This window comes from Mesorhizobium sp. M0296 (genome assembly GCF_040321675.1).
Classification (GTDB): domain Bacteria; phylum Pseudomonadota; class Alphaproteobacteria; order Rhizobiales; family Rhizobiaceae; genus Mesorhizobium.
In genome coordinates this window covers 36,780-60,513 of the sequence record NZ_JAMYRZ010000008.1, presented here as the reverse complement: position 1 = coordinate 60,513, position 23,734 = coordinate 36,780, and the positions used below count along the sequence as shown (strand labels likewise).

Below are 23,734 nucleotides of genomic sequence, written 5' to 3'. Positions count from 1 at the left end.
CCCGAAGGTCCGCGCAGCAAAACCGATGCCCACGCGGTCCTTCGATTCGGGATCATGGTCTACGCCCGCCCCATGCGGTTCCAAGCGTCCAGCCCAGCGATCTTGTAGGCTTCGGCCAGCGTCGGATAGTTGAAGGTGTTGTTGACGAAGAAGTCGACGGTGCCGCCGAGATTGATGACCGCCTGGCCAATGTGGATGAGTTCGGTCGCGCCCTCGCCGACGATATGGGCGCCGAGCAGACGGCGTGTTTCGATCGAGAACAGAAGCTTCAGGAAGCCGGTGTTGACGCCCATGATGTGGCCGCGCGATGTCTCGCGGAACCGCGCCACGCCGACCTCGTAGGCGGCACCACTCTCACGCACCTGCTCCTCGGATTGCCCGACCGTGGAGATTTCCGGCACGGCGTAGATGCCGTAGGGAAAGGTTTCGGGCGGCGGCGGCAAGGGCACGCCGAAGGCATGGCAGGCGGCCACCCTGCCCTGCTCCATCGAGGTCGATGCCAGGCTCGGAAAACCGATGACGTCGCCGGCGGCATAGATGTTGGACGCGCTGGTCTGGAAGGTCTGCGGATCGACCTTGATGCGGCCTCTGGAATCGGACTCGATGCCGACCGTTTCCAAGCCCAGGCTGCCGACATTGCCGGTACGCCCTGCAGCATAAAGCACGATCTCGGAACGTATGGTGCGGCCGTCGGCCAGCGTCACCTCAGCATAGTCGGGTTTCGAGGCGATCTCCTTGACGGCACTGCCCAATCGGATGGTCATGCCGCGGTCGCGCATCTGATGGATGAAGTCGTCGACGATCTCGCGGTCGACGAAATCCAACATCGTGTTGCGCGGCTCGACCAGTGTCACCGGAACGTCGAGTGCCGAAAAGATTGTCGCATATTCGACGCCGATGACGCCGGCGCCGATCACCGTCAGCGTGCGCGGTAGCCGGTCGAGCTCCAGCATCTCGTCGCTGTCGAAGATCCGTGTCTTGTCGAACGGCACGTCACGCGGCCGGTGCGGCCGGGTGCCGACCGCGATCAGCGCATGGGCGAAGCCAACCTCGCTGTAGTCGCCGGTGTCGGTGGTCAGGCTGACCTTGTTGGGGCCGAGGAATTTTACCGCGGCGCGCGCACTCTTGACCGTGTTGCGCATGAACTGGTGCTGCAGCACCTCGACCTCATGGTCGAGCGTCTTGTGCAGGCGCTCGACCAGATCGCCGACCGAAATGTCCTGCTTGACGCGGTAGCCGCGTCCATAAAAGCCGCGCTCGCGCCAGCCGGAGAGGTTGAGCACCGTCTCGCGCAACGTCTTCGACGGTATAGTGCCGGTATGCACCGAAACGCCGCCGAGACGCCGGCCCCTGTCGACCACCAGCACCGACTTGCCGAGCTTGGCCGACTGCACCGCGGCGCGGCGCCCGGATGGGCCGCTGCCGATGACCAGCATGTCGTAGTCCATGTCGCCCCGTCCCCTCGGCTCGGCGCGCTTTGTTGCGCCGCAGCAAACTAACGCTATCCGCGCCATGAATTCAACAAGTCAGACGGCCCCAGGCACTCCGTCACCATCTACACGGCGGCGAAAGGCTCGATCTTGATTCCGCCGCGAACCTTCACCATTTCACCAAGAAGCGGCCCGTGCATTAATCCGGGTTCGATTACGAGGAAATGACATGAACGCTCGCGTTCTCGACGGCGAAATCATCACCAGCAGGCTCGAAGATGTCCGCGCCTATGAGGGCGTGCGCACGCGGCGCATTCTCGCCTTTGTCATCGATTATTTCATCGTCGCGCTGCTCACCATTCCATTCGCGATCCTGGTGTTCCTGTTCGGGCTGTTGACGCTCGGCCTCGGCTGGATGCTGTTTTCCATTCTCGTGCCGGCCGTCGCCATCCTCTACATCTGGAACACGCTCGGCAGTAAAGACCAGGCCACCACCGGCATGAAGATGATGGGCATCCGGCTCGACCGACTCGACGGCAGCCCCGTCGACGGGCTGACCGCCGTCGTGCATTCGGTGCTGTTTTGGGCCGGCAATGTCATCCTTTCGCCGCTGGTCCTGCTGGTGAGCCTGTTTTCCGACCGCAAGCGCACGCTGCACGACCTGCTGCTCGGCACCGTCGTCAGCCGCAGCGGCCGCTGAGCAGACTTTTGAAGCGCGGCCGCAGCCTTTGCGCACAAATGTGAAGACGTCCAATCAACCAGGCTTTCACAATCCTGTTGAATTTTTCGGCGTCCGCGCCAAAGGTAGAGCGATTCGCAGGAGTGTTTCCAAGGCTCGATGACGCAGCACCCGACCCAGTCGCCGCAGTTCTTTCTGACCGCGCCCTCGCCATGTCCCTATCTCGAGGGCCAGTTCGAGCGCAAGGTGTTCACACACCTGGTCGGCGACAAGGCCCCCGAGATGAACGATCTGTTGACGCAGGGCGGTTTCAGGCGGTCGCAGAACATCGCCTACAGGCCGGCCTGCGAGACCTGCCGCGCCTGTGTGTCGGTGCGCATCCTGGCGCAGGAATTCACCGCCAGCCGCAACATGAAACGGGTCATACAGCATAATTCGGATCTGGTCGGCGCCATGCACGACGCCGAGCCCTCCACCGAGCAGTATTCGCTGTTCCGCAGCTATCTCGACGCCCGCCACCGCCGTGGCGGCATGTCAGACATGACCGTGCTCGACTACGCCATGATGGTCGAGGATACCCACGTCGACACCAAGGTCATCGAATACCGTCGCCGCGGACCTGACAGCTTCATCACCGGCAAGGGCCAGGGCGAGCTGATCGCCGTGGCGCTTACCGACAAGATGGCCGATGGCCTGTCGATGGTCTATTCCTATTTCAACCCGGACTTCGAGGACCGTTCGCTCGGCACCTTCATGATCCTCGACCACATCGCCCGCGCCAGGGCGATGGGCCTGCCCCATGTCTACCTGGGTTACTGGGTCAACGGCTCGCGCAAGATGAATTATAAGATGCGCTTCCAGCCGCAGGAGCATCTCGGCCCGAAAGGCTGGGAACGCTACAATCACGAAGCGGTTTCGCGCTGATCTTCGCTTTCGGTATTCACTCTTAAATTGTTTCGAGGAGGATGCCGCTGGGCTTCCGGCCGATCGGCTGGAAAACCGGGCGGTCAATTTTGCGCCTCCAAGCCTACGCGAGAATTGCCGCATGTCTTCCCACAACGACCACCAGAGAGGCCTTCTGATCACCGCCATCGGCGGGCTGACGCTGACCGTCGACATTCCGCTGATCCGGCTCGCCGACGGCGAGGCGTGGACGATCCTGCTGTTGCGCACCGGCACGACCTTCGTCGCCACGCTTATCATCTGGGCCGCCTGGCGCTCGCTGAGCGCAAAGGCACCGCAGCTTGTGCCGGGCTGGTCAGGGCTCATCGTTGCCGGCCTCTACGGGCTCGGCTCGATCGCCTTCATCACCGGTGTCTACAATACCTCGACAGCCAACCTCGTTTTCATCCTGGCGTTCACAACCATGTTCGCGGCCCTTTTGTCATGGCTGTTCCTGAAGGAGAGGCCACGGCCCCTGACGCTTGCAGCGCTGGCACTGATGATCGTCGGCGTGACGATCATTGTCGGCGATTCCGTTGGAACCGGACATCTCTTCGGCGACCTGATGGCGCTATGCTCGGCTTTCATGATCGCCGCGGCCATCACCATCTCGCGCGCCAGCGGCAAGGATATGGGTTTCACGGCGCTGATCGGAGTGGTCCTGCCGCTGGCCGTCGCCACCCTGATGGTTTCCAAGGTGGGTTTTCACGTCAACGCGCCATGGTGGATCGTCTTCAACGGTGCCGTCATCATGCCGATCTCGTTCTTCTGCCTCGCCAACGGCCCGAAATACATCTCCGGGCCGGAGGTGGCGATGTTCTACCTGCTTGAAACCGTGCTGGCGCCGGTCTGGGTGTGGATGATCTTCGCCGAAACACCGTCGCGCAACAGCCTGATCGGCGGCGCGATCCTCATCATGACCTTGATCGGCCATTCGCTCTGGCAGTTGCACGAGGGGCGCAAGCGCCGCGCCACGTTCGCCGTCAGTCACCCGGCCTGATTCTTTTTCGCGGCGGCGCGTCCGGCGACAATTTCGATCTGCGGCGGTGCGTCATCGTGCTCCGCCGGTTCGGCGGCAGCGAGCTCATCGGTCAGTTCCACTTCGCGCAGCCATTCGCGCCAGATTGCGACCAGCAGGGCCATCAGCACCGGGCCGATGAACAGGCCGAGAAAGCCCATTGTCTTGACGCCGCCAATCAGGCCGAAAAAGGTTGGCAGGAAGGGCAGCTTTATCGGCCCGCCGACCAGCTTCGGGCGCAATGTCTTGTCGACGATGAAGAGTTCGACCGCGCCCCAGATGAACAGCGCCAGCCCCGCCATCGGCGAGCCGCTGGCGGCGAGATAGATCGACACCAGCGTGAAGGACAGCGGTGCGCCGCCGGGAATCAGCGCCATGATGCCGGTCAGCGCGCCGAGCGTCACCGGCGACGGCACGCCGGCCAACCAGTAAGCGATACCCAGCACCAGCCCTTCGCCGATGGCGATAACGGTCATGCCGGTCACCGTCGAGGAGATTGTCGCAGGCACCACGCGTGAGATCCGTTCCCATCTGGCCGGCAGGATGCGTTCGCCGAGGCGATCGACCTGTCCGGCGAAATGCTCGCCGTCGCGATAGGCGAAGAACAGCGCGATCATCATGAATAGCAGCGTCAGCAAAAGGCCGAAGGCGCTGCCGCCGGCGGCAAGCACGCCGCGATAGATGCTGCCGATATTGGCGCCACTGATCAGCTGGATCAGTTCGCCGATTCCGCCGGGGTGGCCAACGTTGACCGTCCATTGTTCATTGAGCCATTCGCCCACCACGGGCATGGTGGCGATCCAGTGCGGCGTCGGCGCACCGTAGCGGTTGGTCTCTATCGCCCAGTTGACCCACTCGCGCACCTCATTGATGGCGTAGGTGCCGGCAAGCGCGATCGGCACCACCAGGAAGGTCAGGATGAACAAGATCGCAAGCGTCGCAGCGATGGTGCGGTTGCCGCCGACGCCGGCGAGCAGCCGCCGATAGAGCGGCCAGCTGGCGAAGGCGATAACCAGGGCGGCAAGAACCGGGAACAGGAAGCCGTGGAAGAAATAAACGCCGGCGGCAACGATCAGCACCAGGAGCCAGCGCGCCGCCGACAGCGGCGGAATGACAGCGGCCCTGAGCGGCGTCGACAGGCCAAACAGACGCTGCTGCCGCTCCGGCTTCTGGATCCTGACTTCCTTCAAGCGGCTACCTCTCCCTGGCCCATCGTATCGCTTATGCCCTGATATAGTGCAGCAATCGTGACGACATTCCAAATGTTTGGGTGGAGCTGCTAATCTCCCCCCTTGAGGGGGAGATGGCCGGCAGGCCAGAGGGGGTCGCCGCGCGTGAGACGCCAGTCTCCTCTGTCTGCGATAAGGGTCGCGTCTGGACGTTCCGACCCCCTCTGTCGCCTTCGGCGACATCTCCCCCTCAAGGGGGGAGATTACCGCTTCACCCGAACTTGCCAGTCCTCGGGAAACCCTTCGGCACCATGCGGCCGGCCGAGGCGCGGGCGCCGATCCATTCGGCAAGCTCGTCACGCGATTTGGTGAAGGTGCGGTCTGCCGAATCCTGCCAGGACAGGCCGCTTGCGAGCGTGAAGGTCTTGAGGTCGAGGACGCCGCCATCCTTGTATTTCTGCAGGCGCACGCCCTTGCCGCGCCCCATCTCCGGGATCTCGGCCAGCGGGAATACCAGCATCTTGCGGTTCTCGCCGACAATGGCGAGATGGTCGCCGGCGACGCTCACGCAGCGCTGGGCTTCGTCGGGCGCCTTGACGTTCATCACCTGCTTGCCCTTGCGGGTGTTGGCGACGACTTCTTCTTCCGGCACGATGAAACCGTTGCCGTCATGCGACACCAGCAGCAGCTTGCGCTTGGGATCATGGACGAAGGCGGTGACGATATCCTGGTCGTTGTCCATGTCGACGATGATGCGGATCGGCTCGCCATGGCCACGCCCACCCGGCAGCCGGTCGGCGCCGATCGTGTAGAACTTGCCGCCGGTGGTGAAGACCAGCACCTTGTCGGTCGTCTGGGCGTGGAAGGCGAGCTTGAGGCTGTCGCCTTCCTTGAAGGTCAGGGCCGATTGGTCGGTCAGATGACCTTTCATGGCCCTCAGCCAGCCCTTTTCCGAAACGACCACGGTGACCGGCTCGCGCTCGATCATGGCGTGGGCGATATCGGTCAGGTCATGCTCGGGTGCGTCGGCGAACTCGGTGCGGCGCTTGCCGATCTCGGTGTCGGGCCCGTATTTCTGGCGAACGTTGGCGACTTCCCACTTGATCGTCGCCCACTGCTTGGCGTCGGACGCAAGCAGTGCCTCGATCTGCTTCTTCTCGCCGGTCAGGCCATTGAATTCCTCGCGGATTTCGAATTCCTCGAGCTTGCGCAGCGCCCTCAGCCGCATGTTGAGGATGGCTTCAGCCTGGGTGTCGGTCAGCGACCAGCGCGCCATCATCACCTGCTTGGGCTCGTCCTCCTCGCGGATGATCCTGATCACCTCGTCGATGTTGAGATAGGCGATCAGATAGCCGGCGAGGATCTCCAGCCGCCTTTCGATCTCGCCGAGGCGGTGCTTGGAGCGGCGGATCAGGACGTCGCGGCGGTGCTCCAGCCATTCCTTGAGCACACCTTTCAGCGACAGCACGTTCGGCACCTTGCCGCGCGACAACACGTTCATGTTGAGCGGAAAGCGGCTTTCGAGCTCGGTCAGCTTGAACAGCGATTCCATCATGATGCCGGGATCGACCGAGCGGCTCTTCGGCACCAGCACGACGCGGATGTCCTCGGCGCTCTCGTCGCGGATATCCTCGAGCAGCGGCAGCTTGCGCGCCATCAAGAGCTCGGCGATCTTTTCGATCAGCCTGGCCTTCTGGACGCCATAGGGGATTTCGGTGACGACTATGTTCCAGGTGCCCCTGCCCTGGTCCTCCTGGCTCCATTTCGCCCTGACGCGAAAGCCGCCGCGACCCGTTTCGTAGGCTTCGAGGATCGAGGCTCGGCTGTCGACGATGATGCCGCCGGTCGGGAAATCCGGACCTTGCACGAAATCCATCAGCTTGGTGACGGGCGCATCCGGATGATCGATCAGGTGAAGCGCGGCGTCGCAAAGCTCGGCCGCATTGTGCGGCGGGATCGAGGTCGCCATGCCGACGGCGATACCGGACGAGCCGTTGGCGAGCAGGTTCGGGAAGGCGCCGGGCAGCACGGCCGGCTCCTCGTCTTCCTCGTTGTAGGTCGGGCGGAAATCGACGGCGTCCTCGGTGATGCCTTCCAGCAGCAGCGTCGACACTTCGGTCATGCGCGCTTCGGTGTAGCGCATGGCGGCGGCGTTATCGCCGTCGATATTGCCGAAATTGCCCTGCCCGTCGACCAGCGGGTAGCGCATCGAAAAATCCTGCGCCAACCGCACCAACGCGTCGTAGATCGACTGGTCGCCATGCGGATGGAATTTGCCCATCACCTCGCCGACAATGCGGGCGCATTTGGCAAAGCCCTGGTCGGGGTTAAGCCGCAACAGGCGCATGGCATGCATGATGCGACGATGCACCGGCTTCAGCCCGTCGCGCACGTCTGGCAGTGCCCGGTGCATGATGGTCGACAGCGCGTAGGCGAGATAGCGCTCTTCCAGCGCCTTCTTCAGATCGACCGGCTCAATATTATCGCCGCCGCCAGTTTCAGGCGGCAAAAGCCTTTTTCCCATGGGCTGGCACTAGCCGAGCGGGTGATTCGCGGCAAGAGGCACACAGGTATGCGTGCTCCTAAAGCGCATCGCGTTCGACCGGCCCATGCGACGCTTTAGGCCCTTGTTTTGATGCATGTCGTTATCGCAAAACCGTTGCACATTTTTGCGCGACATCCATTATGCAACAGGAATTGGAAGCGTCGCGACGCCGGCCAACATCAATCGGTTACATCCTGCTTCTATCGCAAGGCTGATGGATCGGGTTTGCCTTTGGCCGCGATTTTCGACCATTGTGCCGAGGCCCGCCTTTTTCCGGTCCAGTTCGTCACCGAATGGTGACGACGCGACGATTTGAAAAGAATTTCAGGACACTCTCAGGGGAGCTCTCGATGACGATCAGACACTCGACACTTATTAACAGACACTCGACATTTATTAAGAGACTGGCTTTTTCGACCTTTTTGCTGACGCTGCCGCTGAATGCGGCGTTCGCGCAGGATACCGCGGTCGCCGACCGGCTGAAGGCTGCCCTCGCCGCCCAGGGTGTCGACCTCTCCTGGACCGGAGTAACCGGCGACACCTCCAGCATGGTTCTGCAAGGCGTAGCGGTCAAACCGGCGGCCGAAAAGGAGGCGCTCAAGATCGGCGACGTCAAGCTCGAAGGTGTGACCGAAGCCAATGGCGGCTATCAAATCGCGACCGTATCGACGTCGCCGTTCGAACACAGCGAAGATGGCGTCACGCTCAATCTCAGCCCCTTCGTCATCCACGACATGACGGTTCCGGCCGAAGGCGCAACCGGTCCGCTGGGCTCGCTGATGATGTACAAATCGGCCGAGCTCGACAACATGACAGTCAAAGTGGCTGACAAAACTGCTTTCTCGATGGACGGGCTTGCCATCGCAATCACGCCGCCGGCCGACGGCAAGGCCATGGCGTTTTCCGGCACTACGGAAAAATTCGCTGCCGACCTGACCCTGGTCGAAGATCCGAAGTCCAAGGAAGTCATCAACGCGCTCGGCTACCAGAACATATCAGGCAATCTTGAGATGGAAGGCACCTGGCAGCCTACCGACGGCAGGATGGACTTGTCGAAATACGAAATATCGGTCGACAATGCTGGCACGCTCGGCATGACCTTCGATCTCGGCGGCTACACGCTGGACGTCATCAAATCACTGCAGGAGATGCAGAAGAAGATGGCAGCGCAGCCCGAAGGCGCGGACAATTCGGCGCAAGGCATGGCCATGCTCGGGCTGCTGCAGCAGCTTTCGTTCAACAGCGCCTCGATCCGCTTCGACGACGATTCGCTGACCAAAAAGGTGCTCGATTATGCCGGCAAGCAGCAAGGCATGTCCGGCAAGGACATCGCCAACCAGGCCAAGGCGATCGTGCCCTTCGGCATGGCGCAGCTCAACAATCCGGAACTGACCGCGCAGGTTTCGGCCGCGGTCAACAAATTCCTCGACGACCCGCAAAGCATCGAGGTCTCGGCCGAGCCGCCGGCAGCGGTGCCGTTCGCGCTGATCATGGCGGGCGCCATGTCCAACCCGCTCGACCTGCCGAAAACGCTTGGCGTGACGGTTACAGCAAACGAAGACTGATCGAGACAGGCTTCAAGCAAAAAGCCCGGCAGCGATGCCGGGCTTCTTTATGAATCAACAGCACCGGTTCGGAGCGTTTTCTAATCCTCTTTCTTCGTCGCCACCACGCGCAGCGACAATTCGCGAAGCTGCTGCGGGCTGGCTTCCGACGGCGCGTTCATCAACAGGTCGTAGGCCTGCTGGTTCATCGGAAACATGGTCACTTCGCGCAGGTTCCTCGCGCCGACCAGAAGCATGACGACGCGGTCGATGCCGGCTGCCATGCCGCCATGCGGCGGCGCGCCATACTGGAAGGCGCGATAAAGGCCGCCGAAGCGCTCTTCGATGGTCGCGCGGTCCAGCCCGACGGTTTCGAAGGCCTTGACCATGGTTTCGGGCAGATGGTTGCGGATGCCGCCGGAGGCGATCTCGAAACCGTTACAGACCATGTCGTACTGGAACGCCTTGATGCCGAGCAGATCCTCGCCGTTAAGCGCATCGATGCCGCCTTGCGGCATCGAGAAAGGATTGTGCGCGAAATCGATCTTCTTCTCCTCCTCGTTCCATTCGAAGAACGGGAAGTCGACGATCCAGCACAATTCGAAGCGGTCGCGGTCGACAAGATTGAGCTCCTCGCCGGCGCGGGTGCGCGCCGCTCCCGCGAAGGAGACGAATTTCTTCGGATCGCCGGCGACGAAGAAGGCGGCATCGCCATCGGCAAGGCCGAGTTGTTGTCGGATCGCGTCGGTGCGCTCCTCGCCGATGTTCTTGGCCAGCGGCCCGGCGCCTTCAAGCTTCTCGCCCTCCTTGCGCCAGAAGATGTAGCCGAGGCCGGGCTGGCCCTCGCCTTGCGCCCATGAGTTCATGCGGTCGCAGAAGGCGCGAGACCCGCCGGTCTTGGCCGGAATGGCCCAGACCTCGGCCTTCGGATCGTTGGCAAGGATGTTGGCAAATACCTTGAAGCCAGAGTCGCGAAAATGATCCGAGACGGCCTGCATCTCGATCGGGTTGCGCAGGTCCGGCTTGTCGGTGCCGTATTTGCGCATGGCGACATCATAGGCGATGCGCGGAAACTTCTCCGTCACCGGCTTGCCGGCGGCAAAGGTCTCGAACACCCCCCGCATCACCGGCTCCATGGTGCTGAACACATCCTCCTGCTCGACGAAGCTCATCTCCACGTCGAGCTGGTAGAATTCACCCGGCAGACGGTCGGCGCGCGGGTCCTCGTCGCGGAAGCAGGGCGCAATCTGGAAGTAGCGGTCGAAGCCGGACACCATGATCAGCTGCTTATATATCTGCGGTGCCTGCGGCAGCGCATAGAAAGTGCCGGGGTGGATGCGCGACGGCACCAGAAAGTCGCGCGCCCCTTCCGGCGACGAGGCGGTCAGGATCGGCGTCGAGAATTCCGTGAAGCCGACCTCGCCCATCAGCTTGCGCATCTCGGCGATGATTTTCGTCCGCGCGACGATATTCTTGTGCAGCGTGTCGCGGCGCAGGTCGAGGAAGCGGTATTTGAGGCGGATGTCCTCTGGATAATCCGGCTCGCCGAAGACCGGCAGCGGCAATTCCTTGGCCGCCGACAGCACCTCGATCTCGCGGGCGAAAATCTCGATCTCGCCGGTCGGCAAATTAGGGTTCACGGTGTCGGCGAGGCGCGCCTTGACCTCGCCGTCGACGCGGACGACCCATTCGCCGCGCAAGGTCTCGGCAATCTTGAAGGCCGGCGAATCCGGATCGGCGACGATCTGCGTCAGGCCGTAATGGTCGCGCAAATCGATGAACAGCAGGCCGCCATGGTCGCGCACGCGATGCACCCAGCCCGACAGGCGTACGGTCGAGCCGACGTCGGCCTTCCTCAATTGGGCACAGGTATGGCTGCGGTAACGATGCATTGTCATTCTTAAAGTCCGGATGTTGGGTTGCGGCCAAGGCATGATGGCCCAGCCTGAAAATTTGCGCGAAAAGCACATGAGAGGGTGCATTTGTCAAGGCAAGCGGCAGCCGGGTCGAGTCCCACCGGCATCAATTTATGCTCGAGGCGTCAATCTGGGTTCGCTGCTCTGTGCCGGCAGTTCAACTATGCACTCATCCCTTGACCCCGCCCGCGGTGAGGCCGGAGATGATCTTGCGTTGGAAGATCAGGACAAGGATGACGAGCGGCACGGTGACGATCACCGATGCGGCCATGATGTTGCCCCACGGGATCTCGAACTGCGAGCTGCCGGAGAGCAGCGCGATCGCCACCGGCACGGTTCGCTGCTCGTTGCTGGAAGTAAACGTCAGGGCGAACAGGAACTCGTTCCAAGCACCGATGAAGGCGAGAAGCCCGGTGGTCGCCAGCGCCGGCCACATCAGCGGCAGGAAGACGCGGCTGATGATGATCCAGGGCGTGGCGCCATCGAGGATCGCCGCTTCCTCCAGCTCGATCGGCAGGTGGCGAACGAAGGCGGTGAGCACCCAGACGGTGAACGGCAAGGAGAAGATCATGTAGGACAAGATCAGCGCGAACGGCGAATTGTAGAGGCCGAAGGTGCGGATCAGCTCGAAAAGACCGGCAAGCACCGCCAATTGCGGGAACATCGAAACGGACAGGATAGTGAGGAGCAGAGCCGAGCGGCCGCGAAAGCGGATGCGCGCCAGCGCATAGGCGGCGGTGACGCCGAGGAACAGCGAAATGACGACAACGGCGCTCGAGATGAACAGCGAGTTCACGAGGTTGCGCAGGAAGGTCCCCTCGGTGAACACGGTCCTGTAGTTGCTGAAGGTAATCGTCTTCGGCCAATAGTCGATCTGGAAGAGCGCCGTCCCCGATTTCAGGCTGGTGATGATGGCGTAGTAGAACGGGAACACCGCGACGACGACGATAACGGCGACGAGGAGGTAGAAAGCCGTGCGCTTGACGATCCACATTGTCAGCAGTCCCACATGATCAATAGTCCTTGTCCAGTCTTATCCGGCCGAGCCAAAGAACGAGCATGGTCAGCAGAGCGAGGATAAGGAAGAGAAGCGTCGAGGCGGCGGAACCGGAAGCGAACTTGTCGAACTCAAACAGGCTCTCGCGGGCAAACACCGACATCGATTTGGTGTGTATGTTGTTTGGCGTAAGCACGTAGATCAGATCGAAGATGCGCAGGGCATCGAGACCGCGAAAGATCATGGCTACCATCAACGCCGGTCGGATGAGCGGCAAGGTGATCTTCCAGAAAATTCTCCACGCGCCGACGCCGTCGAGCTTGGCGACCTCGTAGATTTCTTGTGGAAGCATCTGGAGGCCGGCGAGAATGAGAAGCGCCATGAAGGGGGTCGCCTTCCAGATGTCGACAACAAGGACGGCGACCATCGCCGTGTCGGCGCTGGCCGTCCAGGCGATCTTGGTGCTGATCAGGCCGAGCTTGAGCAGGACGTCGTTGATGATGCCGAACTGGTCGTTGAGCATCCACTGCCACATTTTCGCCGAGACGATCGTCGGGATCGCCCAAGGGATGAGGATCGCGGCGCGCACGATGCCGCGGCCGCGAAACTTGGCGTTGAGCACCAGCGCGACGATCATGCCGAGCACCGTCTCGCAGGTCACCGAAATCACCGCGAAGCGCACCGTGTTCCAGACGGCGCGCCACCAGACCGGATCGGCGAGCAGCCCGTCATAGACGACGCGGCCGCTCGGCATTTGCAGGACGGAGAAATAGTTGGCGAAGCCCACCCAGCGGCGGGCTTCGAGGTCGGCGAGCGAGGCATCGGTGAAGCCGAAATAGATCGTGCGCATCAACGGCCAGCCGGCAACGGCGGCGAGGACGATGAGCATCGGAGCAAGCAGCAGCCATGCCGAGCGCACACGCTGACGCGCCAGCAGCGAGACTGAGCGCGGCGAGGTCACCAGGCGGTGCCCTTGAGCCTGGTCAAGGAGAACTCCAGATCGGCAAGGTTGTCGGCGGCTGTGCCCTCGCCGGAAATGGTGTTGTGGACGGCCGTCCAGAACTCGCTCGATGCCTCATTGTACCTTGTCTTGGCCTGGGCCGAGGGACGCGGCACCGCGTTGAGGACGACTTCCTTCCAGCGCGGAATCACCGGCTGGGCGCTGGCGATGTCGGCATCGTCATAGAGTGCCTGGATGGTCGGCAGATATGCCCCCTTCAAGGCGCGGTACTTCTGCATCTGAGGCGAGGCGATCCATTTGACCAGCTCGATCGCTGCATCCGGGTCCTTCGAATATTTGGAAACCGCGAGATTCCAGCCGCCAAGCGTTGCTGCCGGGCGCGCGCCCTCACCCGACCCCGGCGGCAGCGTGGTCACCTTGAACTTGCCTTTGATGGGGGAGCTTTCGCTGTTGCCAAGCGCGTAGGCGTAGGGCCAGTTGCGCATGAAGACGGCGTTGCCGGTCTGCCAGACTCCGCGCGACTCTTCTTCCTGGTAGGCCAGAACGCCGGGCGGCGAGATGGTTCCCACCCAGCTCCTCGCCATTTCCAGCGCCGCAGCTGCTTGCGGATTGTTGATGGAGATCGTGCCGTCCGGCTCGATAATCTGGCCGCCGCCGTTCGACTTCACCCATTCGAGTGCATCGCAGGTCAGCCCCTCATAGGCGTTGCCCTGGAAAACGAAACCCCACATGTCCTTGTTGCCGGCCGCGCGCTCCTTGTCCATGACAAGCTTGGCGGTATCGGCAAGTTCAGCCCAGCTGGCCGGGACCCTGGCGCCGTATTTGTCGAGGAGATCCTTGCGGTAGTAGAGCGCCGGAGCGTCGGTGAATATCGGCAAGGCGACGAGCTTGCCGTCCACGGTCTGCGATTTGATGATCGATGGGAAATGGGCGCCAACGACATCCTTGGTCGCTTCGGTCAGGTCGATGAACTGCCTTGCAAGCTGGGGGGCCCAGATGATGTCCGTTTGATAGACGTCGACGTCGCTGCTTCCGGCGGCAAGCCAGAGCCGGTATTGGCCAAACTGGTCCGTCGCCGAGGGAGGCAGCGGAACGACGCTAACCTTGTTGCCGGTCTTCTTCTCGTATTGATCGAGGATCTCGCGAAGGATTCTCTGGCCGTTGCCGGTATCTCCGGACACCATGGCGAGGTCGACAGCCCGCGCCGGCCCGGCCGCCAGAACTGCGGCCACGGCAAATGCCGCAAATGCGGAATAAAATTTCATGATGGCGGACCTCCCTTTGGAGCTTCAGGCCGGGCAGCAGAAACGACGTCGATGCCTGACACCGTCTCCGCACACCGGCAGCTCACAAGACGCGTATTCGCCCACCAGCACTGAACTACAAAGATACGCCTTGGTTCCCAACACGGAGGGTCCGGCGCCACGCGGTAGCCCCCGGCTGGCCCCAACGCCGCCGGGAATTGCCGCTGGCATTGGCGAAGGCGATGGTTCAAGAAGGGATCAACGACAGGCTTTCCTTCATGTCTTCCATCCGCCCGCTGATCCCCCTCCTGATCGCCGCCGGCATCCTGCTCGGCGGCAACGGCCTGCAGAGCACGTTGATTGCGCTGCGTGGTGCGCAGGAAGGTTTTCCCGCTTCCTCGATCGGCCTGATGGGCACGTTCTATTTCGCCGGCTTCCTGCTCGGCTGCCTTGCCGTGACCCGCATCATGAAGTCCGTCGGCCATGTGCGCGCCTTTTCGGCACTCGCGGCGATCGCCTCGGCGGGAACGCTGCTTCTGGTGCTGGTCATCGATCCGGTGATGTGGTGCGCCGTGCGCTTTGCCGGCGGGTTCTGCTTTGCCGGCCTGTTCACCATCATGGAAGCCTGGCTGAATTCCGGCGTCACCAACACTGACCGGGCGCGGGTGCTTGCCATCTACCGGATGGTCGACATCGGCTCGGTGACGGGCGCCCAGTTCCTGATCCCGATCTTTGGCGCCGGCGGCTTTGCCATCTTCGCCATCATGTCGATGATGATCACCGTTTCGCTGGTGCCGGTTTCGCTCGGCGACCGCTCCAATCCGACGCCACCGGAAGACGTCAAGCTCGATTTGGCGCGCGTCTGGCGGATCTCGCCGCTCGGCTGCTTCGGCTGTATCGCCGTCGGCGTCACAAACAGCGCCTTCCGCACCCTGTCGCCGGTCTATGCCGAGCAGATCGGCATGTCGGTCGCCGACGTCGTCACCTTCGTCAGCGTCGGCATTTTCGGCGGCGCCATCATCCAATACCCGCTTGGCTATCTCTCCGACCGCTGGGACCGGCGCTCGGTGCTGCTGATGACGACGTGCTGTGCGATGGTGGCGGCACTGGCGCTGGCATTCGTGGCAGGCGGCAGCCCGTTTCTCAACTTCCTGCTCGTCTTCATCTTCGGCTGCTTCGCCATGCCGCTCTATTCGTTGTCAGCGGCGCATTCCAACGACCGCGCCGACAAGGGCGAGTTCGTGCTGATCAACGCTGCCTTGATGCTGTTTTATTCCTTCGGCGCCATCGGCGGGCCGTTCGCAGCCTCGACGGTGATGCAATTTTTCGGGCCGAGCGCGCTGTTCGTGTTCAGCGCCACCGTCTATGCGATCTTCGTGGCCGTCATCCTTTACCGGATGCAGGCGCGCTCCGCCGTGCCGGCGACCCATCGCAGCCGTTTTACGGCGCTGTTGCGCACCTCGACGGTTTTTGCCCGGTTGGCGAAGCGGAATGCCGATCCCGATGAACCCGCAAAGCCTGGATAGAGGTGCTTGCGCTTGACGAAAGCGCGCGCGGCTGAAATTGAAAGAGACCCTATCCCTTGCCAAAAGCGATTTGATGCACGTCATCACCACCCAGAAAGAACTCGAGACCGCTATTGCCGCTTTCGAAAAGGCGGAATTCGTCACCGTCGATACCGAATTCATTCGCGAAACGACCTTCTGGCCGATCCTGTGCCTGATCCAGATGGCAGCGCCCGGGGTGACCGCGCTGATCGATCCGCTGTCGCCCGACATCGACCTGAAACCGTTCTTCAGGCTGATGGCCAACGAGGCGATCGTCAAAGTCTTCCATGCGGCGCGCCAGGACATCGAAATCATCGTGCATCTCGGCGATCTGGTGCCGCATCCGGTGTTCGACACCCAGGTCGCGGCAATGGTCTGCGGCTTCGGCGACAGCGTCTCCTACGACCAGCTGGTGCAGCGCATCACCGGAGCGCGGCTCGACAAGTCCTCGCGCTTCACCGACTGGCGCCACCGTCCGCTGTCCGAAAAGCAGCTCGACTACGCGCTCGCCGACGTCACCCACCTGATCGAGGTCTACAAGCATCTCAGCGCCGAGCTGGTGCGGGAAAACCGCGCCCACTGGCTGAACGAGGAGATGGACGTGCTGACCTCGCGCGAGACCTACGATCCGCATCCCGAGGATGCCTGGAAGCGGCTCAAGATGCGGCTGCGCAAGCCGCAGGAACTGGCGATCGTGCAGGCGGTGGCCGCCTGGCGCGAACGCGAAGCGCGCGAGCGCGACGTGCCGCGCGGCCGGGTGCTCAAGGACGATGCGATCTACGAAGTGGCGCAGCAGGCGCCGCGCGACGCTGCGGCGCTGAGCAAGCTGCGTACCACGCCGAAGGGCTGGGAGCGCTCGTCGACGGCGACGGCACTGCTTGGCGCGGTAAACGCTGCCCTTGCCCTGCCCAGGGAAGAGATGCCGAAGCTGCCGAAGAGCTTCCAGCCGCCGGAGGGGTCGAGCGCTGCGGCGGAGTTGCTGAAGGTGCTGCTGCGGATCGTTGCCGAAAAGGAGGGCGTCGCATCCAAGGTACTCGCCTCCAGTGACGACATCGACCGCATCGCTGCCGAGGGCGAGGAAGCCGACGTGCCGGCATTGCAAGGCTGGCGGCGCGCCGTCTTCGGCGAGGCCGCGCTCAAGCTGGTGCGCGGTGAACTCGCCATCAGGTTCGACAAGCGCAAGATCGCTGTGTTCGATTTGTAGCCTTGATCTGCTCAGACCAAGCCGAGCAGATGCAGCGCCACCCATATCCAGCCAAGTGCGAGAACTACCGCGCCCAGGTAGAATGCCCTGCTGCGCAGGATTAGCCGATTGCTGGTCAAGTGGACCGATGCGTGAAAATAGCGGGAGACGACAAAGATCCACATCAGTGCCAAGGTCAGGTAATTGACGCCATTGGTCACGTCCAGCGTCAAGCATAAGACGTAGAAAAGCACCGGCAGTTCGAACTGGTTGCTCAGATTGTCGGCGACGGTGACGCTGGAACCAGGCTCCGTCGAGCGCGTCTTGAACTGACCGGTCTTGGCTTCGCCCGATCTGACCGCACCATAGCGGCGCCGGCCCATTACGATATAGACGATATAGACCAGCAGCACCTGCGCCAGCATCGGCCAGAAGATCGCGGTCTGGTTCAAGACGCCCCCTGTCGTTGTCACCCAGCCTTCAAGGCCGTTTCTGAGCCATCAGAGTGAAAGCCGCAATGACAGTCACTGGTATCGCCAGTAGGGCGAATTTGGTGACGATCAGCGCCGAGGCGAAGGATAGCGAATCCGGATTGGCCGACAGAAAATCGGACAAAAGACGAGCCACGGCGATATTCTGGGCATAGTCGGTAAGCAGGTAGGGCAGCACCAGCACAACCGCGAATATCGACTGGGTTTGCGCAGGCAGTGCACGGAAATTCTTCAGCCGTCGGCCCGTGGCCAGGATCAGGCTGACCATCGTCAGCGATAGCAGCGCCGGAAAAAGCAGGTCGAAGGTCAGGTAATGCCAGACGAGAATAATTTCGCTGCCGCGCCGGCCGAGGGCTGTTAGCCAGGCCATGCCCTCATCCGGGGTGAAACCGGTATAGCGCATGTCGAGCGACGGCAGACCGCCGCTCAATTGGCGAAAATAGAGGAACTCCATCGCCGTCATGATGATGAAAACCGCCACGGTGGCGACACAGAGTGCGGCCGCGTGGCGCGACAGCCGCAGGATCATTGCCGCCAGATTGCGCCAAAGCGCATGGCGATCAGGCTCCGCCAGGATAATTCGGGCTTTCGCGGGTAATCGTGACGTCATGGGCGTGGCTTTCACGAAGTCCGGCATTGGATATCCGCACAAAAGTGGCGCGCTCGCGGAAATCGGCAAGGTCGCGGCCACCGACATAACCCATAGCGGCTTTCAGGCCGCCCGCAAGCTGGTGCAGCACGCCAGACACAGGTCCTTTGTACGGCACCTGCCCTTCGATGCCCTCGGGGACCAGTTTCAGCGTGTCGCGCACCTCGGCCTGGAAATAACGATCGGCGGAGCCGCGCGCCATCGCGCCGACCGAGCCCATGCCGCGATAGGCTTTGAAGGAGCGGCCCTGGTGCAGATAGACCTCGCCCGGGCTCTCGTCGGTGCCGGCCAGCAGCGAGCCGATCATCGCCGCGCTGGCGCCGGCGGCCAGTGCCTTGGCGAGATCGCCCGAATATTTGATGCCGCCATCGGCAATGACCGAAACGCCGGATTTCTGCGCCGTCTCGACCGCCGACATGATCGCCGAGAGCTGCGGCACGCCGACGCCGGCGACGATGCGGGTGGTGCAGATGGAGCCTGGTCCGATGCCGACCTTGACCGCGTCGGCGCCGGCATCGATCAGCGCCAAGGTGCCTTCCGCGGTGGCGACGTTGCCGGCCAGGATGCGAACCGAGTTGGACAGCTTCTTGGCCCGCGTCACCGCATCCAGAACGCGCTGCGAATGACCGTGCGCGGTGTCGATCACGAGAAGGTCGACGCCGGCGTCGATGAGGCGCTCGGCGCGTTCGAAACCGTCATCGCCGACGCTGGTGGCGGCGGCGGCGCGCAAGCGCCCCTGCGCATCCTTGGTGGCGTGCGGGTTGAGCTGCGACTTCTCGATGTCCTTGACCGTGATCAGCCCGACGCAATTGCCGTCCCGATCGACCACAACAAGCTTCTCGATGCGGTGCTGATGGAGCAGCCGCTTGGCCTCGTCCTGATCGACGTTCTCCTTGACCGTGATCAGGTTCTCGCGGGTCATCAGCTCATAGACCTTTTGCGCCGGATCGGACGCGAAGCGGACGTCGCGGTTGGTCAGGATGCCGACGAGCCGGCCGACTGTGTGGCCGCCGGTGCCGCCGTTCTCGACCACCGGAATGCCCGAAATGCTGTAGGTGCGCATCAGACCCAGCGCATCGGCAAGCGTCGCCTCGGGACCGATGGTGACCGGGTTGACCACCATGCCGGATTCGAATTTCTTCACCTGCCGCACCTGCTCGGCCTGTTCGGCCGGCGAGAAATTGCGGTGGATGACGCCAATGCCGCCGGCCTGGGCCATGGCGATGGCGAGCCGCGCCTCTGTGACCGTGTCCATGGCGGCCGACAGGATCGGCACGTTGAGGTCGATGTCGCCGGCGATGCGGGTGCGGATGTCGGTCTCGCCGGGCATGACCTCGGAATGACCCGGCTGCAGCAGCACGTCGTCAAAGGTCAGCGCCAATGCGCCGGTGGACGTCTCGATGATTTTTGCCATGGCCAGCCCTCGGAATGCAGGAAAGGCGCTCGCCCTGGATGGACAGCGCCGACTCGTCTTCTTCCCTTTCAGGATTGGCGCTGGCTCGTAACACGTCCCGTGGCCGTTGAAAAGCCGATGGTTGTGTAGTGGCGAAGCTGCATTTTGCCCCAGGGGCTGCGAGACTTGCGGTCGCACAAACGTGACAGCAAATTAATGCGACATCCGGGCCAAGCCATGATAACCGCCCTACCTGTCGGTTTGGCCCCCAAGGCCGGCAAGCAATCGCGACGCACATTTCAAGGCCGGATCCATCGTGAACCGCACCATTCCGCTTATCCTGGCGGTCGCTCTATTCATGGAAAACATGGATTCGACCGTCATTGCGACATCGTTGCCGGCGATCGCCATCGACATCCACACCAGCCCGATCGCGCTCAAGCTGGCGCTGACCGCCTATCTGGTATCGCTGGCGATCTTCATTCCGATAAGCGGCTGGATGGCCGACCGCTTCGGCGCCAAGAATGTCTTCCGTGCCGCGATCGCCGTGTTCATCGTCGGTTCGGTCGCGTGCGCCATTTCCAATTCGCTGCCGGCTTTCGTGGTGTCACGTTTCCTGCAAGGCATTGGCGGCGCCATGATGACGCCGGTCGGACGCCTGGTGCTGGTACGCGCGACGCCGAAAAGCGAGCTCGTCGCCGCCATGTCGTGGCTGACTGTCCCGGCTCTGGTCGGCCCCCTGGTCGGCCCGCCGGTCGGCGGCTTCATCACGACCTATTTCTCCTGGCACTGGATTTTTCTGATCAATGTGCCGATCGGGCTGATCGGCATCTGGCTGGCCACGCGTTTCCTGCCGAAGACCGACGCCGCGCAGACGCCGCCGCTCGATCTCATCGGTTTCGTGCTAAGCGGGCTGGCGGCATCGGGCATTGTGTTCGGCCTGTCGGTGGTCAGCCTGCCGGCTCTGCCGCCAGTTGCCGGCTTTATCACCGTTGCCGTCGGGCTGGCATCGGCGGTGCTTTACCTGCTGCACGCGCGCCGCGCCAAGAATCCGCCGCTGGCGCTCGAGCTGTTTCGCAATCGGGTGTTCCGCTCGTCGGTGCTCGGCGGCGGACTGTTCCGCATCGGCATTGGTGCCGTACCTTTCCTGTTGCCGCTGATGTTCCAGATCGGTTTCGGGCTGACTCCATTTCAGTCCGGCATGATCACCTTCGTCTCGGCAATCGGCGCCATAGGCATGAAATTCGTTACCGCCCTGATCTTCAGGGTCGCCGGCTTCCGCCGGGTGCTGATTTCAGGCTCGCTTATCGCTGCCGCGTCCATCGCGATCAACGGCCTGTTCACACCCGACACGCCCTACGGGCTGATCCTCGCCATGCTGCTCGCCGGGGGCTTCATCCGTTCGATGTTCTTCACCGGCATCAATGCGCTAGCCTACGCCGAGATTTCGGCGGCCGACACCAGCAAGGCGACGCCGATCACGGCGGTGTTCCAGCAGTTGGCGATCGCACTCGGTGTGGCGCTGGCCGGCGGCATCCTGGAAGTGTCGACCAATATCCATGGCGGCCCGCTGACGCTGAGCGACTTCCACACCGCCTTCTTCATCGTAGCGGCGGTATCGGCGGCAGCCTCGCTGTCGTTCATGCGGCTGGCGCCGGACGCCGGCAATGCCGTGTCGGGGCATGGCAGGTTGACGCCGCCGAAGACGCTGGAGCCGGTGAGCCCGCCGGGGAATTGAGGACCCCTTCCCTTCTCCCCTTGTGGGAGAAGGTGGATCGGCGCGCAGCGCCGAGACGGTTGAGGGGTGTTGGAAGAAATGAGGCGATGATAACTGCAAGCGTGTTGCCAAGCTGGAACACCCCTCATCCGACCTCGCTTCGCGAGGCCACCTTCTCCCACAAGGGGAGAAGGAAAGGGCGCTACCCCTTAAAATCCTTTGCCAGCAAATACAGCTCCACCGATTCGTCGCGCGAGGCTGGCGGCTTGACGTGATGGACCGAGCGGAAATTCCGTTTCAGCCTGGCCAGCAATTCGTTTTCGGCGCCGCCCTGAAACGTCTTGGCGAGGAAATGTCCGCCAGGCTTCAATACCGACAGCGCGAAATCGGCCGCCACCTCGCAAAGATGCATGGTGCGGATGTGGTCGGTCCGTTTGTGGCCGGTGGTCGGTGCGGCCATGTCGGAGAGCACGATGTCGGGCTGGCCGCCCAGCGTCTCGGCCAGCTTTTCGGGTGCCTGCGGATCGAGGAAATCCATCAGCAGCACCGGCGCGCCCGGCACGGCGTCCATCTCGAGATAGTCGATGCCGACGACGTTAGGGTGTTCCGCGGTCGACTTGGTACGCGCGGCGGCGACCTGGCACCAGCCGCCGGGCGCCGCACCAAGGTCGATCACCTTCATGCCTGGCTTGAGCAGATGGTGCTTGTCGTCGATCTCGATCAGCTTGTAGGCGGCGCGCGAACGATAGCCGTCGGCCTTCGAGCGCTGGACATAGGGATCGTTGATGTGGCGCTGCAACCAGCGGCGCGACGATTCCTTCAAGCCGCTTTTCTTCTTGATCTTCGTCTTCAGCACGCGAAGGCCGGCGGAGCTCGGTCTTTCCGGTTTCTTGGTCATTGCCCTCGCCGCCAGACGCCGTCATCGGCCATCAATTCGCTCAATATGCCCTCGCGCAGGCCGCGGTCGGCGACACGCAGCCGCTCCGACGGCCAGACGGCGCGGATCGCCTCCAATATGGCGCAGCCGGCCAGAACCAGGTCGGCGCGGTCGGCGCCGATGCAAGGGTTGGCGACGCGTTGCTGGAAATCCCAGCCGACCAGTTTTTCGACCATGCGGTCGACGCTGTCGCGATCCATCCACAGCCCGTCGACGCGGCGGCGGTCATAGCGTTCGAGATCGAGATGGACGCCGGCCAGCGTCGTCACCGTGCCCGAGGTGCCGAGCAAATGGAATTTCGGGCTGGACAGGAGGTGGCTCAGCCGGTCGCGCCCGTCGAAGGCGCGCAGCCGCACTGCGACATCGTCGACCATGGCGCCAAAGATCTCGCGCGTCACCGTGCGGCCGCCAAAACGCTCGGCCAGCGAAACGACGCCGACCGGCAGCGAGGTCCACGAGACGATGTGGTTGGCGAGCCTTGGCGAGCGGTGGCCGGTGAGGTCGATCAGCGCGATTTCGGACGAGCCGCCGCCGATGTCGAACAGCACGACGCCTTGCGTGTCGCGCTCGACCAGCGAGCCGCAGCCCGACACCGCCAGCCGCGCCTCGGTCTGGCGGTCGATGATCTCGAGCCGCAGGCCGGCCTCGCGCTCGACGCGCTCGAGGAACTCGACGCCGTTGGCGGCGGTCCGGCAGGCCTCGGTGGCGATCAGCCTTGCCTTCCTGACCTTGCGGTTGCGCAATTTGTCACCGCAGATCTTCAGAGCCTCGACCGCGCGGTCCATTGGGGCGTCGCCGAGCCGGCCATTGGCGGTAAGGCCCTCGCCCAGCCTGACGATGCGCGAGAAGGCATCGATAACGCGGAACTGGCCATGGCGCGTCGGCACCGCGACCAGCAGGCGGCAATTGTTGGTGCCGAGATCGAGCGCGGCAAACACCGGCAATTCCTGCAGCGGCGGCGATGTGCGGGCACCTTGCTCCGGCCTTGGCGAGGCTGGAGGCAATTGCGCGAGCGAAGACGGGGAAGCGATCGAAGCCGCTGGCTGGGGTAGGCGCGCGGCCGGGGCCTCGTTGGCGACGGGCACCGAAGTGCCTGATATCACCGGACGAGCCTCGTCGCGTGCGAAAACCTTGCGCCCGCGCCGGCGCTTGCGCCGTTTCTTGGGTTTGCCGTTCTGATGCGGGCCGTTCTGACCCTTGTAATCGTGGGACGTGTCGCCAGCCTGTCCATTGCCGGACCAGGGTTGCACCTGACGGCCGTAGCGTCCGGTGGATGGGCTTGCCTGGCCGGACGGCGTCGGCGAACCCCTGGACACGCCCACTTCCGGCGCGCCAGCGCCGGCGTCGTGGTCTTCCACTGTCGTTCCTTCCG

General features: G+C 62.9%; 19 protein-coding genes. 7 read left to right on the top strand and 12 right to left on the bottom strand.

Annotated elements, in window-relative coordinates; translation table 11 throughout:
• Positions 1-59: 59 nt before the first annotated feature.
• The gene (gene sthA, locus NKI97_RS10310) at positions 60-1,448 is read right to left on the bottom strand and encodes a Si-specific NAD(P)(+) transhydrogenase (RefSeq protein ID WP_352833896.1); all 1,389 of its coding nucleotides are present in this window, start codon (positions 1,446-1,448) and stop codon (positions 60-62) included.
• Positions 1,449-1,659: 211 nt separating this feature from the next.
• Between sthA and NKI97_RS10305 the strand changes: the two genes are divergently transcribed.
• The 3 genes from NKI97_RS10305 (at position 1,660) to NKI97_RS10295 (ending at position 4,051) form a co-directional block, all read left to right on the top strand.
• On the top strand, positions 1,660-2,130 hold the full coding sequence (locus NKI97_RS10305) for an RDD family protein (RefSeq protein ID WP_352833893.1): 471 nt from the start codon (positions 1,660-1,662) through the stop codon (positions 2,128-2,130).
• Between the two features lie 138 nt (positions 2,131-2,268).
• Complete coding sequence (locus tag NKI97_RS10300; RefSeq protein WP_023717252.1) at positions 2,269-3,033, top strand: arginyltransferase; 765 nt, start codon at positions 2,269-2,271, stop codon at positions 3,031-3,033.
• A 121-nt stretch (positions 3,034-3,154) separates the two neighbouring features.
• Positions 3,155-4,051: a DMT family transporter gene (locus NKI97_RS10295; protein ID WP_023674463.1), complete on the top strand. Its 897-nt coding sequence runs from the start codon at positions 3,155-3,157 to the stop codon at positions 4,049-4,051.
• Here NKI97_RS10295 and NKI97_RS10290 read toward each other — a convergent pair.
• Together NKI97_RS10290 and parC are read right to left on the bottom strand one after the other, a co-directional pair.
• Positions 4,039-5,259 carry an AI-2E family transporter gene (locus tag NKI97_RS10290; RefSeq protein WP_352621043.1) on the bottom strand — a complete coding sequence of 407 codons (1,221 nt, stop codon included), beginning with the start codon at positions 5,257-5,259 and terminating at the stop codon, positions 4,039-4,041. The genes NKI97_RS10295 and NKI97_RS10290 overlap by 13 nt on opposite strands.
• Positions 5,260-5,509: 250 nt before the next feature.
• Positions 5,510-7,762, bottom strand: a complete 2,253-nt coding sequence (gene parC / locus NKI97_RS10285) for a DNA topoisomerase IV subunit A (RefSeq protein ID WP_352833891.1) — start codon at positions 7,760-7,762, stop codon at positions 5,510-5,512.
• Positions 7,763-8,133: 371 nt separating this feature from the next.
• On the opposite strand from parC, the gene NKI97_RS10280 reads away from it, so the two are divergent.
• The gene (locus NKI97_RS10280) at positions 8,134-9,348 is read left to right on the top strand and encodes an aq_1923 C-terminal domain (RefSeq protein WP_352449278.1); all 1,215 of its coding nucleotides are present in this window, start codon (positions 8,134-8,136) and stop codon (positions 9,346-9,348) included.
• 80 nt (positions 9,349-9,428) lie between these two features.
• Here NKI97_RS10280 and aspS read toward each other — a convergent pair whose 3' ends face one another.
• The 4 genes from aspS to NKI97_RS10260 form a co-directional block, all read right to left on the bottom strand.
• On the bottom strand, positions 9,429-11,219 hold the full coding sequence (gene aspS / locus NKI97_RS10275; protein WP_352449434.1) for an aspartate--tRNA ligase: 1,791 nt from the start codon (positions 11,217-11,219) through the stop codon (positions 9,429-9,431).
• Between the two features lie 193 nt (positions 11,220-11,412).
• Complete coding sequence (locus NKI97_RS10270) at positions 11,413-12,237, bottom strand: carbohydrate ABC transporter permease (protein WP_352834026.1); 825 nt, start codon at positions 12,235-12,237, stop codon at positions 11,413-11,415.
• Positions 12,238-12,256: 19 nt separating this feature from the next.
• The gene (locus NKI97_RS10265; RefSeq protein WP_352449432.1) at positions 12,257-13,129 is read right to left on the bottom strand and encodes a carbohydrate ABC transporter permease; all 873 of its coding nucleotides are present in this window, start codon (positions 13,127-13,129) and stop codon (positions 12,257-12,259) included.
• A 68-nt stretch (positions 13,130-13,197) separates the two neighbouring features.
• A complete protein-coding gene (locus NKI97_RS10260) occupies positions 13,198-14,466 on the bottom strand; it encodes an ABC transporter substrate-binding protein (protein WP_352833890.1) in 1,269 nt (422 codons plus the stop codon).
• Positions 14,467-14,723: 257 nt separating this feature from the next.
• Here NKI97_RS10260 and NKI97_RS10255 point away from each other — a divergent pair, with 257 nt between their 5' ends.
• Both NKI97_RS10255 and rnd read left to right on the top strand, forming a co-directional pair.
• Positions 14,724-15,971, top strand: coding sequence for an MFS transporter (locus NKI97_RS10255; RefSeq protein WP_023674455.1), 1,248 nt, complete (start codon positions 14,724-14,726; stop codon positions 15,969-15,971).
• A gap of 73 nt (positions 15,972-16,044) precedes the next feature.
• Positions 16,045-17,196, top strand: a complete 1,152-nt coding sequence (gene rnd, locus NKI97_RS10250) for a ribonuclease D (RefSeq protein WP_023674454.1) — start codon at positions 16,045-16,047, stop codon at positions 17,194-17,196.
• An 11-nt stretch (positions 17,197-17,207) separates the two neighbouring features.
• On the opposite strand, the gene NKI97_RS10245 is transcribed toward rnd, so the two are convergent.
• Genes NKI97_RS10245 through guaB form a run of 3 tightly spaced genes read right to left on the bottom strand, consistent with a single transcriptional unit; the run spans position 17,208 to position 19,729 of the window.
• Complete coding sequence (locus NKI97_RS10245) at positions 17,208-17,627, bottom strand: MAPEG family protein (protein WP_352833887.1); 420 nt, start codon at positions 17,625-17,627, stop codon at positions 17,208-17,210.
• 28 nt (positions 17,628-17,655) lie between these two features.
• Complete coding sequence (locus tag NKI97_RS10240; RefSeq protein ID WP_352692526.1) at positions 17,656-18,195, bottom strand: hypothetical protein; 540 nt, start codon at positions 18,193-18,195, stop codon at positions 17,656-17,658.
• A gap of 31 nt (positions 18,196-18,226) precedes the next feature.
• Positions 18,227-19,729: an IMP dehydrogenase gene (guaB, locus tag NKI97_RS10235; RefSeq protein WP_352458563.1), complete on the bottom strand. Its 1,503-nt coding sequence runs from the start codon at positions 19,727-19,729 to the stop codon at positions 18,227-18,229.
• A 295-nt stretch (positions 19,730-20,024) separates the two neighbouring features.
• Here guaB and NKI97_RS10230 point away from each other — a divergent pair, with 295 nt between their 5' ends.
• Positions 20,025-21,446, top strand: a complete 1,422-nt coding sequence (locus tag NKI97_RS10230) for an MFS transporter (protein WP_352746288.1) — start codon at positions 20,025-20,027, stop codon at positions 21,444-21,446.
• 181 nt (positions 21,447-21,627) lie between these two features.
• Here NKI97_RS10230 and NKI97_RS10225 read toward each other — a convergent pair whose 3' ends face one another.
• Both NKI97_RS10225 and NKI97_RS10220 read right to left on the bottom strand, forming a co-directional pair.
• On the bottom strand, positions 21,628-22,323 hold the full coding sequence (locus NKI97_RS10225; protein ID WP_352746285.1) for an RlmE family RNA methyltransferase: 696 nt from the start codon (positions 22,321-22,323) through the stop codon (positions 21,628-21,630).
• Positions 22,320-23,720 (bottom strand): Ppx/GppA phosphatase family protein, encoded by a 1,401-nt coding sequence (locus tag NKI97_RS10220; protein WP_352833884.1) that lies wholly within the window; start codon positions 23,718-23,720, stop codon positions 22,320-22,322. Before NKI97_RS10220 ends, NKI97_RS10225 begins: the two co-directional genes overlap by 4 nt.
• Positions 23,721-23,734: the final 14 nt, after the last annotated feature.

Bases quoted from the DNA above. Each gene is read 5' to 3' on its own strand.
- NKI97_RS10305 (WP_352833893.1), top strand. From the start codon at position 1,660: ATGAACGCTCGCGTTCTCGACGGCGAAATCATCACCAGCAGGCTCGAA.
- rnd (WP_023674454.1), top strand. From the start codon at position 16,045: ATGCACGTCATCACCACCCAGAAAGAACTCGAGACCGCTATTGCCGCT.
- NKI97_RS10295 (WP_023674463.1), top strand. From the start codon at position 3,155: ATGTCTTCCCACAACGACCACCAGAGAGGCCTTCTGATCACCGCCATC.
- parC (WP_352833891.1), bottom strand. From the start codon at position 7,762: ATGGGAAAAAGGCTTTTGCCGCCTGAAACTGGCGGCGGCGATAATATT.
- NKI97_RS10300 (WP_023717252.1), top strand. From the start codon at position 2,269: ATGACGCAGCACCCGACCCAGTCGCCGCAGTTCTTTCTGACCGCGCCC.
- NKI97_RS10225 (WP_352746285.1), bottom strand. From the start codon at position 22,323: ATGACCAAGAAACCGGAAAGACCGAGCTCCGCCGGCCTTCGCGTGCTG.
- NKI97_RS10260 (WP_352833890.1), bottom strand. From the start codon at position 14,466: ATGAAATTTTATTCCGCATTTGCGGCATTTGCCGTGGCCGCAGTTCTG.
- NKI97_RS10255 (WP_023674455.1), top strand. From the start codon at position 14,724: ATGTCTTCCATCCGCCCGCTGATCCCCCTCCTGATCGCCGCCGGCATC.
- guaB (WP_352458563.1), bottom strand. From the start codon at position 19,729: ATGGCAAAAATCATCGAGACGTCCACCGGCGCATTGGCGCTGACCTTT.
- NKI97_RS10280 (WP_352449278.1), top strand. From the start codon at position 8,134: ATGACGATCAGACACTCGACACTTATTAACAGACACTCGACATTTATT.
- NKI97_RS10270 (WP_352834026.1), bottom strand. From the start codon at position 12,237: ATGTGGATCGTCAAGCGCACGGCTTTCTACCTCCTCGTCGCCGTTATC.
- NKI97_RS10265 (WP_352449432.1), bottom strand. From the start codon at position 13,129: ATGCTCATCGTCCTCGCCGCCGTTGCCGGCTGGCCGTTGATGCGCACG.
- aspS (WP_352449434.1), bottom strand. From the start codon at position 11,219: ATGCATCGTTACCGCAGCCATACCTGTGCCCAATTGAGGAAGGCCGAC.
- NKI97_RS10240 (WP_352692526.1), bottom strand. From the start codon at position 18,195: ATGATCCTGCGGCTGTCGCGCCACGCGGCCGCACTCTGTGTCGCCACC.
- sthA (WP_352833896.1), bottom strand. From the start codon at position 1,448: ATGGACTACGACATGCTGGTCATCGGCAGCGGCCCATCCGGGCGCCGC.